Below are 16489 nucleotides of genomic sequence, written 5' to 3' on the forward strand. Positions count from 1 at the left end.
GCGATCTTCAATGCCCAGCAATACTTCCAGTCGGCGCGCATCGTCGTCGGCATGCTGGCGATCGGCATCGTCTGGCTGATCATGGACCGCTTCCTGCTGCGGCCCATCGAGCTGCGCACGACGATGCGCTGGGGCCTGATCCGCGACGGCCTCGACAAGAGCTAGCTGCGGCTGGAAGAGATCAAGCACTGCCAATTCGCATGTCGCGTAGTTTGCCCTACAGTTCGGTCTCTGCTTTCTGGAGCAGCCGCCTCGCCAGTGCGGGTACGGCGTCAGGCTCCATCCGATCGAACGCATAGCCGACCGCCAGGAGTTCGCGCGGAAGATAGGGATCGTACTTTTCGCGAATGAGATTGCCGACGGTCATGGCCAAGTACACCGCATCCGGGGCCGGCGCATCGCCGAAGCTTCGCAGTGCAGCCACGATTCCGTCAGCTGCAGTCCGGCTTGCCTCCAGAATGACCCCCCGCGTAGAAACATCGAGGCCGCTGCCCTTCAACGCAAGGGCCAGCGTGCCGAGTGCCACGGATCCTGCCCAAGGGAACAGGAAGGTATCGCCATCAATCTCGATAATGCTCGTCTTGTGGAGGCCGAGGCGCTGGAATTCGCTTCTCGCCTCCGTGAGCAAATGCGCCGACGCATTGTCGAGAAACGGCGGCACCGCGCTCTCGAGATAGACCTGCTTCATCTCCGCCGCGACGACATCATGCAGATCGCCGCCTTCGCCGCCGAACATGGGCGGCACCCCTGAGTGCGACGGGCTCACCACCACGACCTTCTCGCGATCCCTGACCTCGATCACCTGCCAGCGACGCCCCGAGAGAATGATGGTCATGCCGGGGACCAGAACCGTCAGTATGGGTAACGTCCCCAGTTCCTTTCCCTCGCAGACAACCCGAAACTCATCGGGACTCTGAAACACGGCATAGAAGTCGTAGTGGTCAACGATTCGCTCACCGACCTCGCCGAGCAGCAGGGTGCCATCCGGCGCTTGCTCGATCAGTCGGTTTTCCTTGTCGCCAAGCGCACGCAGCACGCCCACGAACAGGTCGGGCGACACAGCCGGAAACGCGCCACGCGTGCCGAGAAGTTCGAATACCCGGGCTGCCGTGACGCCGCCGTGCTGCGACACGACGGCCAACACCTGCTGGGCCAATGTCGAAAGATGAAGGGCCCCGATCCGTGGCGGCTCGCACCATCGCTTCGCCAGAAGCCGCACCATCGCGATCGCTTGCACCAACTGGCAGCGCAGCCTGTCGGCCGGGTGCAGGTCGCCGGACAGTTGCCGCTCGGCCACATAGAGCCTGATGACGGCCGGCTTGTTCCGGCGCCCCGATCGTCCGAGGCGCTGGCGAAGCGAGGCGACCGACCAGGGAGCGCCGATCTGGGCGACACTCTCTACGGCGCCGATATCGATGCCGAGTTCGAGTGTCGAGGTGCATACCGCGCTGGTCGGCAGCTTGCCCTCCTTCAATCGCCCTTCGACAAACTCCCGGTGTGTTCGACTGAGGTTGGCATGATGGGCAAAGAATTCTTCGGGAACACCGATCTTCTCGGAAGCCAAGCGCAATAGGTCGGCGTAGGCTTCGACACTTGCCCGTGAGCCGGCAAAGACCAGCCCGTTCTTGCCTCTGAGTGTTTCGAACACATGATCGGCGATCTGGCGCATGAAGAACAGATCGTCATCATTGTGATTGTCGCCGTCGCCAGCCGCCGCGGTGCCGCTGCTTCTCTGATAACCCCGCACCTGCAGATGAACGGTGGCGCCTCCGGACGCGCTCTCCAGAATGACGACATCCTCACCCTTGCCCGGACGCAAGAACTCCGCTGCCAGAGCCATGTCGCCCAAAGTGGCCGACAGGCCGACACGACGGACCATCCGGCCCGTTGCGATATCGAGCCGGTGAAGCAGCGACTGGAGCTGCTTGCCACGCTCCTGTCCGATGAAGGCATGCAGCTCGTCGATAACGACGAACTCGAGCGTCGTGAATAGCGCCGGCACCTCGACGCCGCGACGGACAAACAGCGCCTCGAGCGATTCGGGCGTGATGAGCACCACTCCCGAGGGCTGCCTGCGTGCCCGGGCCTTGACCGACGCCGAGACGTCGCCGTGCCATTTGTAGACCGGCAGCTCGGCCATCTCGCAAAGCTCGTCGAGCCGTCCGAACTGGTCGTTGATCAGAGCCTTCAGCGGGCTGATGTAGATCGCCTTGAAGCCTCGACCGGGCGCATCGGCGATGCGCGAGATGATAGGCAAAAAGGCGGCCTCCGTCTTACCGCCCGCCGTTGCCGCGGCGATGATGACGTCCGCCTCGGTGTCGAGAATGGCGGGTATCGCTTGTTCCTGGACGTCGCGCAGCTCCCGCCAGTCCTTCTGCCATATCCAGCGCCTCACCGGCTCGCTCAGGCGATCGAAGCCGGTCGATGCTCGCTCAGAGCTTGAAGGCGGTGAGCTGGTCGCCATTGCTTGCGTCTTGCACGGCATCCGACGCGCCGGTCGGCGCCCCGTCCGCCTCTTCCGGTATCGCCGTTGTCACCTCGATCCCATCGAGCAACGATTGCCACTGGCTGCCGGGGTTCTGCTCGAGCACCGAGAGCAGATTGACGAAAGCCGTCACCGTGTTTCGGGGCGTACGAAAGTACGCATCACCGATCTTGAGAGAGCAATGCTTCATGAAGGCCATCAAGGCATCGTCTGGCACCAGATGTCGTGCCTGATCGCCGCCCGCGAAGACGGTGCGGATGTTGGTCAGCAGGATGTAGAGATCCTCCGGCGTCAGATTCTGGAGCCGCAGGATCGGCCCTGACAGATCGACAAGCCCGCCTTGCGCGAAGCGGTTCTCCGCAAGACGCGACTGAAGCGCCGAATAGCTGTAGAGACCGCGCCGGGTGTCCATCAGGAATTCAGGTGTGCCGCCCATCAGAAAGCCTATTCCCGACGCGCCACCCTGCAACACGTCATTCAGGATCCGGAGAATCTGCTCGTAGTTCGCGTTTCGGGCCTGGGCATGGGTCAGCTTGTAGAGATTGACCATCTCATCCAGCAGCACGAGCAAGCCACCATAGCCGGCGAGGCGCACGAACGCTCCATAGAGCTTCAAGTAGTCGTAGACGCGCTCGTCATCGATGATGTCCCGGACCCCCAACGCCGCCCGTGCTTCGGTTCGCGTGCTGTATTCCGCCCTCAACCAACGCAGGGATGCTGTTTTCTGTGCCTCGTCACCTTCGTCGTACGCCTTCGTGTATCGCGCCAGCACAGTCGCAAAGTCAAAGCCCGACACGAGATCTCGCAGCGGAGCGAGCTTCTGCTGGATGGCTTCCTCGATATCCTTGCCGTCCTTCTTGGCCTGCACAAGAGTGTCGCCGACGAACCGCTCGACGATGCTGGCCAGTGCTCCGCCTTCGGGCTTCGTCCTGGTGGAGGTATTCCGGGCGAGTTCGTTGAACAGGGAGCGGGCCTGCCCATCGGTGGCATGGAGCCGGCGCGAGGGCGCCAAGTCGGCGTTCATGACAACGAGCTTGCGTTCGAGCGCAATCAGCCGGATGAGATTCAAGAAGAAGGTCTTGCCCGCGCCATAGTCACCAATGACAAATCGGATTGTCGCGCCATCGCTAGCCACCCGGTCGACATCCTTGATGAGTTCCTCGACCTCGCGCGCGCGACCGACCTGAATGTGACGCAAGCCCAGCTTGGGAACGACACCGGCACGTAGTGCCTGCACGATGACGTCGCGCTCACGGGGCTTGATGAGGCTGGCTTTGGACATTCTCTACCGTCGACGCATGGCCGATAATGTACTGATGAATTGTAGCAGGATCTCCATCTTCTACCAGGGCGTCACCATGGTGGTCGAAGGCCCACTCATTTATGGCTTCAAGCGCGCCGTCAGTCATCAGTTCGTGCGACCTCGCAAGCTGGTCGAGTTCCGACCGGGACCATGCGGGTCGGGTGATCAGCTCCGCGAGAAAGCTCTTGAAGCGGGCATCGAGGTCCTCGAAGGTGGTTAGTTGCTCGGTGTCGGGAACTGACACAGCGGAGACGTCTTCTGCTTCGCTGGGAAGCCGCACCTCGATCGCCGCCTCGTCTTCCTCCGTGAAGACCCTGGAGAGCACCTCGCTGACACGCCGCGTGCTCTCGCCGATGTGCTTCAGCCGCTCGGGATCGAGCCGAATGTCGCCAGCCGCGGGGCCACGGCCCGGCTTGGCGGGAAACGAGTAGCCAGGCGCCATCACGGGAGCAATCGGAATGGCAGTCAACCTCTCGGGCGCAGGGGTGGCCATCACCGAATGCAGGTCGGACAGGACGGTGTCCTCGTTCAGGCCCAGCACCTTGTAGATGCGTTGAAGCGCCTTGATCTCCTCCGGGTGCACCGACAGATCGGCTGATGCCGCAGACAGGGCCACCAGCCCCAGCCGATGGCGATCTTCAGCTGATACGGCACTGAGCTTCGAGCGCAGGGCGCCAGGCTCGGCGGGAACCGCCTGCAGCCACCGGAGGTGGGCGCCGAGATCGAGACGACCACGCTCGCTCAATCCCGGAGCCGAGTCCGCGAGGGAGGCAAGTTGCCTGCCTTCTTCAGGGGACAGGGCGGAATCGGAGTGAGCGACAAAGGCGCCGAACGTCAGCGCCAAGCTCGCCAGCCTGAATGCTGGCACCTCGCTCTCCGGGATCTCTTCGTCTTCGCATCGATAGAGCACAAAGGGCTGGCCGACCTTGGGGAGTTGCAGCGAGACCCGGGGGTTCGGCATGACAGCGACGTTGAAACTTCTGAGCATCTCGATGCACACGCGGATACTCGTCTTGCCGTAGCTTGCGCCGGCAGCCAGATGGGTCACCAGCTCGCTCCCATCGACGAGAGCAGGACCATTCGCCAGTTGTGCATCGAGCCATTCGCGAAACTTCGTGACCTCGGCGCCTTCTGAGGTGTGGACCAGCTCAGGCGGCAAGAGCGAGAGGGCCTGCAGGGTTCCGCGCCCGTCCGGCCGACGCCCCAGAAACCGGCTGTATCCTTCGAGCTCCTCGGCGCAGGCGTCGAGGATCACCCGCATCTTGTTGGTTGGACTCGTCAGGTTGGCGACGTCAGGCAGGTTACCGAGCCGGGATTCCAGATCCACAAGGAAGCTGCCTGATGCGGCCCGGTAGGTCCATCTGAGCCTTGCCTTTGGCGCATTGAGCCGAAACCCGTCGGGATACTTCTCGCTAAAGCGTATCCGAAAAAGTTCCTTTAACTCCTTGTCCGCGCGTCGATGCACCGTGCGCAGGTTCGTCTGCGGGTCGTTCCAGGTCCAGGCGTACATCCAACTCCAGGGGATCGGCTTGCCCTCCGCCAGAAGCTGACCAACCGCGAGCCTCACGGAAAACGGCAGTTCGTAGTCCTGCTGACCGATCGGAACATCATCGTCATAGGATCGTCGGTCCGATCGCATCAGCCTGGCGGCATCAAGAAGCAAGCGAGCATAACGATTGACCGAATAATTCTTGTGATAAATGCGATGGAGCCGCTCGACCTCCGCAACCAGGACGCCGTATTCATCCATGGCCTGATCGAGCATCAGGCGGCGCTCGAGACCATAGAAGTATAAGAACACGTAGCCGATATCCGCATCGGGATGGCTGCGCCCGGAAGCCAGCCATTGCAGGTAGCCGCCACGTGCCCGCGCTTCCAGAGCGCTGTAGGAGGGATAGTAAGGCACCTCCGGTGTTGTTCCCGTCGGATCTACCACCGAAAGCGACGGGTTGATGAGACAGTTCTCGACTCCTGCACTGTCGTGACGCCTGAGCTCTTTGCCGACATAGAGCAGGCCGCCCCGAAGTTCGTACCCTGCGATGGTCAGCGATCGACCTGCGCCCACCCAACATCGGTCACTCTGCTCTTTTGGGGACGGAGGCGTCGGAATTGAGAACGATGGTGGCGGCGGTTGCGATGCGGGCCTGGCGGAGGTTGCGATGACAACGCCGTCCTCGATCTCGAACGCCGTGCCGGCTTGTGCCGACGGGGGTGGCGAAACGCCGCTGTCGTTCCTTAGTGGGGGGCTCACCCGTATCGAGACGCTTTCACTGCCCCTGGCAAGAGGGCTGGCCCGCGTTGGAGAGCGTGTCGAAATGCGGTCGTCGCTCCTTGGCGGCGCACTCGTCGATGTCGAATAGCTTGTCGAAGACGGGGAGGTCTTGTCGCGTCGGCACCAAAGCACGATACCCCCGATCAAAAACCCTAGCCCGATGATCCAGCCGATGGTGCCGCCATTACCCGTGGCCGGCAAAGTTGATGGAGCGTGCAGCGGCGCCGGGACTGGCGACGCGGTCGGCGGCGATGGCTGCGAGCTGCGCGCCGGCGGATAGTCATAAGGGGGCGGGGATTGGGCGGAGGGCTGAACGACAGGTGGCTGAACGGCAGGCGGCAACGAGGTTGCTGGTGACTTGGCATCGACCGACGTCAGTGCCCGCAACGTGGGCGCGTCGACGATCCCCGTTACGGCGAGGGCGCTCTTGCGCTGAAATTCCTCGAGGGCAGCCTTGGTGCGTGGCCCCATGATGCCGTCGATGAAGCCGACATCGTAGCCTCTTGCCTGCAATGCGCGCTGCGCCGCACGGACGTCTTCCTGCACATCTTGAGCGGTAGCGGCACATGGCACCGCGAGCGCGACCCACACCAACGCCGCTGCGCTCCACAATGGTCGCCACCGCCATGCAGGTGCACCCCGGATCACCCTGCCCCCCACAGTCCCTGGTTGCGCAAAATGGTACATGAATACCGGGGCGGCAACTAGGGCGGTCCCGGCTTCCACGAGATCAGGGGTCCGGCCGCGACCGCTAGTGCGTTTCTTTGCCGGACCTCCGCGCCAATTCCACTTGCGGCCGCAGAAATGCCCCTCAGGTCGGAAACAACAATCACAAGATTGCCAGAGTCGATCCCAACTGTTTGCACGCATGCTTCTCATTGCTGGACCTTTCCCGGATCAGAGCAAAGGCCTCAGAGAGTGCATCGAGGGTCTCTAACGGCAACTCCGCGTTCCTCCGTCGGGTGAGGGTCACAACGATCGCGCGTGCCAGCCTGTTATCTTTCCGGTCGTACGAGCGGGACAACACCCAAACGTCCTAGAAATCCTTCATGCGGCTGTTCGCGCGCCCCAGCATGACCATGGCCTGGAACTTTTCGGCGATCACAGTCTCCGGGGCATAGGCACGCGGACGGGCAGCAGACGCCGCACCACCAGTGGCGCCAAGCGTCAAGCGGCTACGCCGGTGCGCAGCGGCAGTTACCAGCCCGGCCGAGAAAAGTGGCAGGTGCTGCCGCCGGGAAGGCTCTCAAGGTAATCCGCGTCAGGGAAGGGCCAGGAAGTTCGCCGCAGATACGATCGCAATCCCACGCCACGGGTGCATCGAAAGCAGGTGACGAACGTCGCTGCTCACGATGACGTCTGCGCCGCCAGCGGCAGCCAATGCCAAGTACTTGTCATCCTTCGGGTCGCTGCATTCACGTACGGTCTCGGTCGGTTCAACCCGGTCTGCCGCAAAGACTACCACGTCGAGGATGCGCTGGCGGCGTTCGACAGCGACGAAACGATCGAACTTTGCTCGGAAGATTACCTCTCGATACTCGTCCTCGATCGCTTGTGAAAGAAGCAGGCGATTGGGCGCGGTCACAGCGCGCAGGAGCGCGCGTTCGGGAAGGCTGTTCGCTTTGAGGGCCGCGGAGACGAACGTCGACGCGTCGAAAACGACGATCAAGCTTTGCGCTCTGCCCGCCAGGCCTCCAGCTCGGCATCGATGTCATCGTCCGTCAATCCGCTCGCGCGCGCCTCGCGCTTGGCGTCTGCGATCGCTTCCGAGAGAACGCTGGCTAGGCGTCCATCCTTCAGCAGGCCACTCAAATAGCGACCAACTGCTTCGCGGCGCGCAGGAGTCTCGAGCGCCTTGGCGGCCTCGGATTCAATCGGAATGATCACCTCGATCATGCTGCCCATCAGAGCCTCCTCAGAGGCAATATAGTGTGTTGGCCGAGGGCACGCCCATTTAAAGATTCGAGCTGGTTCCTACTTTCTACCGGCAACATGGCCCATGCCGACCAGCAAATATGCAAGCAAGACATGACAGAAATGGTAGCAAGGCCCGCAGCTACCAAGATCGACAGTCCCGGGCCGCCGAGCGCGTCTAGAACCCGAGATGCTGCCGGCGCACCTCGTCGTCGGCCTGAAGGGCGGCGATCGAGCCGGAGAAGCGGACATGGCCCTTCTCCAGGATGTAGGCGCGGTCGCTGAGCTTGATGGCGAACTTGGCGTTCTGTTCGCACAGCAGGATGGTGAGCCCGTGTTCCTTGAGGCGGCTGATCTGGCGGCCGAGATCGCGCACCACCAGCGGCGCCAGGCCTTCCGACGGTTCGTCGAGCAGCAGCAGGTCGGGGTTGCCCATCAGGGTCCGGCCGATCGTCAGCATCTGCTGCTCGCCGCCGCTCAGGTAGCCGCCCTTGCGGCCCGTGAGGGGAGCGAGGGCGGGAAAGGTCTCGAACACCGCCTCGACCGTCCACGGCCGCTCGTGCTGCGACGCCGCCGGCTTGCGCGCCACCTCGAGGTTCTGGCGCACGGTCAGGTCGGGAAAGATGCGGCGTTCCTCCGGCACGAACCCCATTCCGAGCTTGGCCACCTGGAAAGCGGGCCGGCCCGTGATGTCGACGCCGTTGTAGCGCACGCGACCGCGGTGCGGTGCGGTCAGGCCCATGATCGACCGCAAGGTCGTCGTCTTGCCGACGCCGTTGCGGCCCAGCAAGGCGACGCACTCGCCCTTCTCGACGGCGAGCGACACGCCGAACAGGATCTGGCTCAAGCCATAGGCCGTGTAGAGGTCGTCGACTTCTAGGATCATTCCTCCACCTCACCCAGGTAGACGCGCTGCACGTCCTCGTTGGCCTGCACTTCCTGCGGCGTGCCCTGGGCCAAGAGCGCACCTTGGTGCAGCACGAAGATGCGCTCGGCGATGCTGAACACGACATCCATGTCGTGCTCGGTGAACAGCAGGGTGAGGCCGCGCTCGCGGACGATGCGGCCGATCAGGGCGATGGTGTCCGCCGTCTCCTGCGGCGACATCCCGGCGGTCGGCTCGTCGAGCAGCAGCACCTGCGGCTCGCTGGCCAGCGCAATGCCGAGCTCGAGCTGCTTCTGCAGGCCGTACGACAGCGTGCCGCTGGTTGCCCGCGCCTCGCCGGCCAGCCCGACCGCCTCGAGCAGCGCCATCGTCTCATCGCGCGCCAGCGTGGCGGCGGGCGTCGCCATGTTGAGCGTCCGATTGAGATGCGACAACACGGCGACCTGGACGTTGTCGAACACCGAGAGCCGCGGAAAGATGTTGGTGCGCTGGAACGAGCGGCCGATGCCCAGGAGGCAAATCGCATGCGGCGCCCGGCCGGTGATCTCGCGATCGCCGAGGAAGACCTGTCCACGGGTCGGCTGCAGATGGCCGGTGATGAGATTGAACAGCGTCGACTTGCCGGCGCCGTTGGGGCCGATGACGCAGGCCGTGTGGCCGCGATCGACCGACAGGCTGACGTCGCGCACGGCGACAAACCCGCCGAACGACTTGGACACCGCGTCGACGCGCAACAGCATGACCTCAGCCTCCGTCGTCCGTGGTGCGGCCGATGCCGTAGGCGCTGCGGAACTCCGCCTGACCCAGCGCGTAGACAGTGAAGATCGCCCACAGGAGCACGATCAGCAGCCCGGAGAGCGGCGTGCCCAGCCAGACATTCAAGGCGAGCACGGCCACCGGCAGGACCAGCAGCAGCGCCCCGTCGAGGCGCGCGAAGCGGTCGGCGCGACGCAACAGCAGCCACAGGATCGCGCCGACGACCACGAACTGCAGCAGGGCGCACGGCACGATGCCCCAGGTCGGCAGCGACCACGCCACGAAGGCGCGCGCGCGGCATCAGCCAGGCGGCCGGCTGATGCAGGATGGCGAAGAAGCTGGTGAACAGCAGAGAGCCCAGGAAGAACATCCACGATTTGCGGCGGAACTCCCTCAGCAGCTTGGCGCGGCGGGTGGCTCGATCGTCACCGCTGCCGACGTCGCGCTGCTGGATGAAGCCCACGATCCCGCCGGGCAGGCCGAACAGGATCAGCACCAGCACCGCGCCGAGGAAGAGCTGCCAGATCTCGGGGTAGTTCTGCGTGATGTCGGCGTCCATGGTGCGCAACAGCAGCGCACCCACGATCGGACCGAAGAACGTGTAGACCCCGCCCAGCAGGACCATCAGCAGCACCTGGGTCGATTGCGTCCAGTGCGCCAGGTCGGGATAGACGCTGCGGTCGTTGATCATGATCCGCGCACCCGCCAGGCCGGAGAAGGCTCCCACGAGCACGAAGGCGTAGAGCCGGTAGCGATCGACGGGGATGCCGATGAAATCGGCCCGCTCGGGATTCTCGCGAATCGCCGTCAGCGCCCTGCCGAACGGCGAATTGACGATGTGCCACAGGCAGTAGATCGCGACGACGCAGATCACCAGCACGAACTTGTAGTAGTTGGCGAAGGTCGGCTCGGCGATCCACTTCGGCACCGGAATGCCGATCAAGCCGTTGTCGCCACCGGTGAAGTCGTACCATTTGAAGGCGATCAGGTAGACGATGTGGCCGAACGCCAGCGTCAGGATGGCGAGGTAGATGTGGGTGCGACGCACGCAGAAATAGCCGATGACCAGCGCCGCCAGCGCGCCGCCGACCGGTGCCATGACCAGCCCGAGCCAGAAGGGGAAGCCGGCGATGTTCTTGAGCAGCAAGCCTGCCGTGTAGCCGCCGATGCCGAGATAGGCGGCCTGGCCGAACGAGACCATGCCGGTGTAGCCCATCAAAAGGTTGAACGACACGGCGAACAGCGACCAGATGAAGACCTGGGTCGTGAACTGGATCCAGAATTTGGCCCAGCCCATGGCGAAGACCAGCTCGGGCAGCCAGAACAGCAGCAGCAACGCCGCCACGAATGCCCACAGCATCGGATCGCGCACTGTCGTCCAACGCAGCGGAACGGCTTCTCCCCGGATCGAGTCCTGCACGCTGGCCACGGCGTCTCTCCCTGTCGTTCCGCCCTACTCGTTGCAACCAACCGTCAGCGGCTGGTCTCCAGGCGCTTGCCGAGCAAGCCCTGGGGTCTCGTGAGCAGCACGATCACCATGAGGACGTAGATGAAGACCGACTCGAGGTCGGGCACGAGCAGGATGCCGAGCGATTTCAGCTCGCCATAGATCAGCGCGCCGAGCGCCGTGCCGGCCATGCTGCCCAGACCGCCCAGCACGACCACCAGGAAGACCTCGATGATGACGTCGAAATCCATGCCCGGATAAAGCGCGCCCATCGGCGCCAGCACCGCGCCGCCGAGGCCGCCCAGGAAAGCGCCGATGGCGAACACGCCGGTGTAGAGCAGCCGTACGTTGATGCCGAGCGCGCCCACCATCTCGCGATCCTGCGTGGCGGCGCGCACGACGTTGCCGATCTGGGTGTGATTGAGCAGCAGGTAGAGCCCCAGGATGGTGGCGATGCCGATCGGGATCAGCACGAACATCTGGTAGCTTAGGAACTGGGCGCCGAAGATCGCGATCGTGCCCTCAAATCCCGGCGGCCGCGCCACCGACTGGTTGTCGGCCCCCCAGATCAGCTTCACCAGGTCGCCGAACATCAGCACGAGGCCGTAGGTCAGCAGCAACTGGTAGAGCGGATCGGCCTTGTAGATCGGCCTGAGGAAGACGATCTCGGTGGCGACGCCCACGATCACCACGGCAAACGGCGCGATCAGCAGGGCCGGCCAGAATCCGCCGAGCTTGAAGCCGATCCAGGTGAACACGAAGAACGCGCCGTACATGTAGAACGAGCCGTGCGCGAAGTTCAGGACGCCCAGCACGCCGAACACCAGCGACAGGCCCGACGCCACCAGATAGATGCCGGCGGCGATGAACAGGCCGTTGATGAACTGAACGAGCAAGATGTCGGCGGTGAGGCTTGCCATCGCGGGCTCCCCCTGTCGAACGGACTACGGTGATGATGGGCGACGGGGCGCGGCGCGGTGCTCCGCGCCCCATCGCGAACGAGAAGCTCAGCCGCCCTTCTTCTTCGCGTCGGTGCGGATCTTCTCGACCTCCTCCTTGCTCGGGAGGACATCGGCGCCGTTCGCGCGCGTCACGTCCTTGAGGCGCTTGAACGGATACTTGGGATCGCTGTAGGTGAAGCCGATATTGTAGGAGAACGTCCCCTGGCCATCGAACTCACGCACCGTGATATCGCCCAGTAAGGTCTCGTACTGCGAGCCGCGTAGCGCGGCGCCGAGCTTGGCGCTGTCGGTCGAGCCGGCCTTCTTGATCGCGTCCGCCATGACGTAGGTCGAGACGTAGCCGAAGATGTCGCCCGATTTCGGCAGGTAGCCGGCGCGCTTCTTGAACTCCTCGATGAATTTCTCGTTCTGCTCCTTCTTCACCGGGAGATAGTCGAAGGCATAGGCAAAGGTCGCCAGGATGCCGTTCGGCATCTCGGCGCCCAGCGGCTCGAGGATGTCGAGGTCGCCGCCGCCGGTGGAGATGAACTGGACCTTGTCGAAGAAGCCGTAGGCGTTGGCCTGCTTGATGAAGGCGATCAGGTCGCCGCCCCACAGCGACGAGAACACCGCCTCGGGCTTGGCGTTCAGGATGGCCGTGATGTGGGCAGAGAAGTCGCGCTCGCCGAGCTTGGGCCACAGATCGCCAAGCTTGGGGCCTGTCCATAAATAACTAAGACAAAATTGTCACGGTTGAACAAGAACTTGTGGCGCGAGGCTCCCGCAGAAGGTCAGCTTGGCATAAGATTGGGCGATGCTTCAAGCTTCGGCAGTGCGAGCCGCCCGGCAACGCTATCGCGAGATGGCTGCGGTTTTGAATGAGCAGAGCCGCCGGCGCTTTGTCGCGTTGGAGGCGCAAGCGCTGGGGCGCGGCGGGGTCAGCCTGATGGCGCGGATCAGCGGGCTGTCACGCTCGACGATCTATCACGGCCTGCTCGACATTCGGCACAAGGTCTCGGCGCCGCCCGGCCGCATCCGCCAACGCGGCGGCGGGCGCAAGAGGAAGCTGCTCGAGGATGCGACGCTGGAAGGCGATCTAAAGGGCTTGGTCGAGCCGGTGACACGTGGCGACCCAATGCAGCCCCTGTTGTGGACGGCGCGCAGCCTGCGTAACCTCGTGAAGGAGCTGGCGAGCAAAGGACATCGGGTTTGCCCGACTGTCGTCGGCGGCCTGCTGCGCGACATGGGTTATAGTCTGCAGGCCAACAGCAAGACCCGGGAAGGCAGCCACCACATCGATCGTGACGCACAATTTCACTACATCAACGCCCAGGCCAAGGCGTTCCTGGCAGCACGCGAGCCTGTCATCTCGGTCGACACGAAGAAGAAGGAATTGGTAGGCAATTTCAAGAACAATGGCCGGGAATGGCGCCCCGCCGGCACGCCCGAGCTGGTCAACGTTCACGACTTCATCGATCCCAAGCTGAGCCGCGCCGTGCCCTACGGGGTCTACGACATCACCAACAATGTCGGTTGGGTCAGCGTCGGCACCGATCACGACACCGCGAGATTCGCGGTCCAGGCGATCCGCCGATGGTGGCGGACCATGGGCAAGAAGCGCCACCCCGCAGCCACGCGGCTGCTGATCTCGGCCGACGGCGGTGGCAGCAACGGCTATCGTGTGCGGCTGTGGAAGGTCGAGCTGCAGAAGCTGGCCGACCAGCTCAAGCTGCCCATCACGGTTTGTCACTTGCCGCCGGGGACCAGCAAGTGGAACAAGATCGAGCACCGCCTGTTCTCGTTCATCACCATCAACTGGCGAGGCAAGCCGTTGCGCAGTTACCGAACCATCGTCCAGCTGATCGCTGCGACGACGACCGACACGGGTCTGCGGGTGCGCGCTGAGCTGGATCAGAACAAGTATCCCAAAGGCCTGAAGGTGACCAACGCCGAGCTCGCCGCCATCAATCTCTCCCGCCACTCGTTCCATGGTGACTGGAACTACACCATCTCGCCTAAACCAAGAACAGTCGCTCGCCGCAAGACGAATTGACCAGATTATTTATGGACAGACCCTTGGTGACGTCCGACCTCTTGGCCTTCAGATAGTCCCAGAAGTCGGCATTCATCCGATGGCCGTATTCGTAATCCGGGCCGATGAAATAGTAGGTCTTCCACTTTCCATTTGCCGCCGCCAGCGCTGCCGTGCGGCCCATCACGCCGGTGTTCGTGTTGAGGCGAACGACGTAGTCGTGCCCCTGCTCCTCGGTCAGCGCCGCGGTCTGGGCGATGGTGTCGACGAACAGGACCTTCATCTCCTTCGCGACCTCGGAGACGGCCAAGGCGACGCCCGAGCTGATCACGCCCATGACGAAGTCGGTCTGGTCGCGCGTTACCATGCGGCGGAATTCCTCCACCGCGATGCCGGGTTTCAGCTTGTCGTCGCGGATCACGTATTCGATCTTGCGGCCGCCCAGCAGCCCGCCGGCGGCGTTGATCTCCTCGGCGGCGATCTGATGGCCGATCACCGTGCCCTTGGTGTAGACGGCGGCCATGCCCGACAGCGAGTAGAGCAGGCCGATCTTGATCGGTTTGGGGTCCGCGGCCATCGACGAGGCCGCGACGAACGTCAACGAGACTATCGAGACCAGAAACCTGGTGACAAAGCGTACGCCCATCGTTGCCTCCCTTTTTTGGTTAGGAAAAACAACTCAAACCACGCAAGCGCCACGCTGTTTGCCCCGCCCGAGGGCGAGCGCGCGCCTTACCAAAGTCTACTGATACGGGTCTTCCCACTCCTCCCTTGACGCTGCGCGGCCCGTGGGCCTTTTCGATACCCTTGCATCTATTCGAGACGCGCCATGCGACCATAGCATATGCGAGGCGCGCGCCATAGCATGTGAATCGCCGGAGAGCGAACTGACCGGGCGCCCGACGATTTGCCAAGGGGGCTCCGAGCCGGACGGCGGTGCAGCCTGTCAGGCAGCCAAGGTCACTCCGCTTTCGTCTGCATCCGAGCGCATCGGTCGGTCTGAACGGGCTTCAACAGAATTGAAAGGCCGCTATCGATGTAGTCCCGCCATGTCATGCGCGGGAGACGCCAGGCGGACAGCGCCCAGCCCTGTATCAGCAACAGTATCTGATACGTGAGCATCCGCGCTTCGACGGGGTGAAACAGGCCCGCCTTCATGCAGGCGACGATCCTGTCCTCGATCAGCTTCGTCGTCGCCACGTCCTTGTCGAGGATCTGCTTGCGTTGCCTGGACGAAAGCACGTGGAACTCGCGATACCCGATCAGCCAGGCCTGACGTCTTTCGTTCACCACCCGGGCAAAGGCGTGAACCGCGGCGGTGAACTGCTCGAACGGATCGCTCTTGCCCGATACCGCGACGGGGACCTCGCGCCCATAGGCATCCAGCACGTCGTTCATCGAGGCGACCAGCAGATCTTCCTTGTCGTGGAAATAGTCGTAGATCTGGCCGACGCTCATCTTCGCGGTGTCGGCGATGCTCTGCATGGTGGTGGCGCGGTACCCGTCATTGGCGAACCGCTCGATCGCCGCCTTGCATATCCGGCTGCGCCGCGCCTCGATCATCGCATCCGTGCGCCTGGGCCGGCCCCGCGAAGGCGCGTCCAGCCCCGGACAAGTCTTGGACGGTCGTTTCACGCGCCGAGGGTCCTCGTAGACATTGGCTGGACAAGGTAGGCGGCGCGGATGCGTCCTTTCAAGATCGCGCCCGCCGTTGCCCTGGTTGGTCTTGACGTCGCCAATAAAATGAACTGATATTCATTTAATTGGTTGCGCCCGTGCACGACTAAGGATGAGGGAGGGCATGACATCGACGACCGCTCGGCCCACGGCCTCGGGGGTCCCTCCCCGTGGCCCGTCCGGTGCAGCTCCGGCCGCCATCGACGCAAGCGTCGCGTTCCCGCGTGACGTGATCGCGGGCTACGCATCGTCCGGCCTTTGGTGCCAACGCGACATCTTCAGCATCCTCGCGGACGTTGCAGGTCGAACCCCGGGCAAGTCCCTGATCGTCGATCGATTCGGCAGCCTGAGTTATGCCTCGGCTCTTCAGCAAAGCGAATTGATCGCGCGCAATCTTGCGGCGCTGGGCGTGCAACAAGGCGATCGCATCGCCGTGCAGCTGCCGAACTGGCGGCACTTCCCGCTGCTGGAATATGCGGCGGCACGGCTCGGCGCCATCATGGTGCCATTGCCGCCGATCTATCGTCAGCGCGAGCTGCGGCTGATGCTGGGGCTCGCCGCACCGGTTGTCGCGGTCTGCCCCGAGATCTTCCGGGGCTTCGATCATGCCGCCATGTTTCGTGAGCTGCAGCAGGAGGTTCCGGTCATCAGGCACCTGATCGTGGCGGGTGACTCGACGCCGGCAGGCGCGCTCCCCTTCGATCGGTTGCTGGCTCCTTGCGATGCCGATCTGCCGCCGTTGCCGGATCCGAATGCGATCACCGAGATCGCCTTCA

Annotated in this window: 15 protein-coding genes and 1 pseudogene; 2 read left to right on the forward strand and 14 right to left on the reverse strand. The window is 63.4% G+C overall.

Features of this window, described 5'->3' with window-relative positions; translation table 11 throughout:
• Positions 1 to 217 precede the first annotated feature (217 nt).
• From ACILR9_RS37575 to ACILR9_RS37630, 12 genes and pseudogenes are all read right to left on the reverse strand, one after another.
• Positions 218 to 2464 (reverse strand): DEAD/DEAH box helicase, encoded by a 2247-nt coding sequence (locus ACILR9_RS37575; RefSeq protein WP_395715122.1) that lies wholly within the window; start codon positions 2462 to 2464, stop codon positions 218 to 220.
• The gene (locus tag ACILR9_RS37580) at positions 2433 to 3767 is read right to left on the reverse strand and encodes an ATP-binding protein (RefSeq protein ID WP_395715123.1); all 1335 of its coding nucleotides are present in this window, start codon (positions 3765 to 3767) and stop codon (positions 2433 to 2435) included. Before ACILR9_RS37580 ends, ACILR9_RS37575 begins: the two co-directional genes overlap by 32 nt.
• Entirely contained in the window at positions 3736 to 6651 is a 2916-nt protein-coding gene (locus ACILR9_RS37585) for a TerB N-terminal domain-containing protein (RefSeq protein ID WP_395715134.1), read from the reverse strand. Before ACILR9_RS37585 ends, ACILR9_RS37580 begins: the two co-directional genes overlap by 32 nt.
• A gap of 445 nt (positions 6652 to 7096) precedes the next feature.
• Entirely contained in the window at positions 7097 to 7165 is a 69-nt protein-coding gene (locus tag ACILR9_RS37590) for a hypothetical protein (protein ID WP_395715135.1), read from the reverse strand.
• Between the two features lie 156 nt (positions 7166 to 7321).
• Complete coding sequence (locus tag ACILR9_RS37595) at positions 7322 to 7729, reverse strand: putative toxin-antitoxin system toxin component, PIN family (protein WP_395715124.1); 408 nt, start codon at positions 7727 to 7729, stop codon at positions 7322 to 7324.
• Positions 7726 to 7965 carry a hypothetical protein gene (locus tag ACILR9_RS37600; RefSeq protein WP_395715125.1) on the reverse strand — a complete coding sequence of 80 codons (240 nt, stop codon included), beginning with the start codon at positions 7963 to 7965 and terminating at the stop codon, positions 7726 to 7728. The genes ACILR9_RS37595 and ACILR9_RS37600 overlap by 4 nt, the downstream gene beginning before the upstream one ends.
• 187 nt (positions 7966 to 8152) lie before the next feature.
• A complete protein-coding gene (locus ACILR9_RS37605) occupies positions 8153 to 8860 on the reverse strand; it encodes an ABC transporter ATP-binding protein (protein WP_395715126.1) in 708 nt (235 codons plus the stop codon).
• Entirely contained in the window at positions 8857 to 9600 is a 744-nt protein-coding gene (locus ACILR9_RS37610; RefSeq protein WP_395715127.1) for an ABC transporter ATP-binding protein, read from the reverse strand. Before ACILR9_RS37610 ends, ACILR9_RS37605 begins: the two co-directional genes overlap by 4 nt.
• A gap of 4 nt (positions 9601 to 9604) precedes the next feature.
• Positions 9605 to 9898 carry a hypothetical protein gene (locus ACILR9_RS37615; RefSeq protein WP_395715128.1) on the reverse strand — a complete coding sequence of 98 codons (294 nt, stop codon included), beginning with the start codon at positions 9896 to 9898 and terminating at the stop codon, positions 9605 to 9607.
• A 262-nt stretch (positions 9899 to 10160) separates the two neighbouring features.
• Positions 10161 to 10976 (reverse strand): annotated as a pseudogene (locus tag ACILR9_RS37620) (branched-chain amino acid ABC transporter permease); the annotation flags it as partial.
• 113 nt (positions 10977 to 11089) lie between these two features.
• Positions 11090 to 11983 carry a branched-chain amino acid ABC transporter permease gene (locus ACILR9_RS37625; protein WP_395715129.1) on the reverse strand — a complete coding sequence of 298 codons (894 nt, stop codon included), beginning with the start codon at positions 11981 to 11983 and terminating at the stop codon, positions 11090 to 11092.
• An 87-nt stretch (positions 11984 to 12070) separates the two neighbouring features.
• Positions 12071 to 12706, reverse strand: a complete 636-nt coding sequence (locus ACILR9_RS37630) for an ABC transporter substrate-binding protein (protein ID WP_395715136.1) — start codon at positions 12704 to 12706, stop codon at positions 12071 to 12073.
• A gap of 112 nt (positions 12707 to 12818) precedes the next feature.
• Between ACILR9_RS37630 and ACILR9_RS37635 the strand changes: the two genes are divergently transcribed.
• Positions 12819 to 14057, forward strand: a complete 1239-nt coding sequence (locus tag ACILR9_RS37635; RefSeq protein WP_395715130.1) for an ISAzo13 family transposase — start codon at positions 12819 to 12821, stop codon at positions 14055 to 14057.
• Here ACILR9_RS37635 and ACILR9_RS37640 read toward each other — a convergent pair.
• Complete coding sequence (locus ACILR9_RS37640) at positions 14020 to 14682, reverse strand: ABC transporter substrate-binding protein (protein ID WP_395715131.1); 663 nt, start codon at positions 14680 to 14682, stop codon at positions 14020 to 14022. The two genes, ACILR9_RS37635 and ACILR9_RS37640, sit on opposite strands and share 38 nt — an antisense overlap.
• A gap of 314 nt (positions 14683 to 14996) precedes the next feature.
• Entirely contained in the window at positions 14997 to 15599 is a 603-nt protein-coding gene (locus ACILR9_RS37645; RefSeq protein ID WP_395715132.1) for a TetR/AcrR family transcriptional regulator, read from the reverse strand.
• 238 nt (positions 15600 to 15837) lie between these two features.
• On the opposite strand from ACILR9_RS37645, the gene ACILR9_RS37650 reads away from it, so the two are divergent.
• On the forward strand, positions 15838 to 16489 hold a 652-nt coding region (locus tag ACILR9_RS37650; protein WP_395715133.1), incomplete at its 3' end, for an AMP-binding protein.

Origin of the sequence: Reyranella sp., from assembly GCF_044224635.1 — a bacterium.
Classification (GTDB): domain Bacteria; phylum Pseudomonadota; class Alphaproteobacteria; order Reyranellales; family Reyranellaceae; genus Reyranella.

Bases quoted from the DNA above. Each gene is read 5' to 3' on its own strand.
- ACILR9_RS37580 (WP_395715123.1), bottom strand. From the start codon at position 3,767: ATGTCCAAAGCCAGCCTCATCAAGCCCCGTGAGCGCGACGTCATCGTG.
- ACILR9_RS37645 (WP_395715132.1), bottom strand. From the start codon at position 15,599: ATGATCGAGGCGCGGCGCAGCCGGATATGCAAGGCGGCGATCGAGCGG.
- ACILR9_RS37610 (WP_395715127.1), bottom strand. From the start codon at position 9,600: ATGCTGTTGCGCGTCGACGCGGTGTCCAAGTCGTTCGGCGGGTTTGTC.
- ACILR9_RS37600 (WP_395715125.1), bottom strand. From the start codon at position 7,965: ATGGGCAGCATGATCGAGGTGATCATTCCGATTGAATCCGAGGCCGCC.
- ACILR9_RS37625 (WP_395715129.1), bottom strand. From the start codon at position 11,983: ATGGCAAGCCTCACCGCCGACATCTTGCTCGTTCAGTTCATCAACGGC.
- ACILR9_RS37605 (WP_395715126.1), bottom strand. From the start codon at position 8,860: ATGATCCTAGAAGTCGACGACCTCTACACGGCCTATGGCTTGAGCCAG.
- ACILR9_RS37575 (WP_395715122.1), bottom strand. From the start codon at position 2,464: ATGGCGACCAGCTCACCGCCTTCAAGCTCTGAGCGAGCATCGACCGGC.
- ACILR9_RS37635 (WP_395715130.1), top strand. From the start codon at position 12,819: ATGCTTCAAGCTTCGGCAGTGCGAGCCGCCCGGCAACGCTATCGCGAG.
- ACILR9_RS37640 (WP_395715131.1), bottom strand. From the start codon at position 14,682: ATGGGCGTACGCTTTGTCACCAGGTTTCTGGTCTCGATAGTCTCGTTG.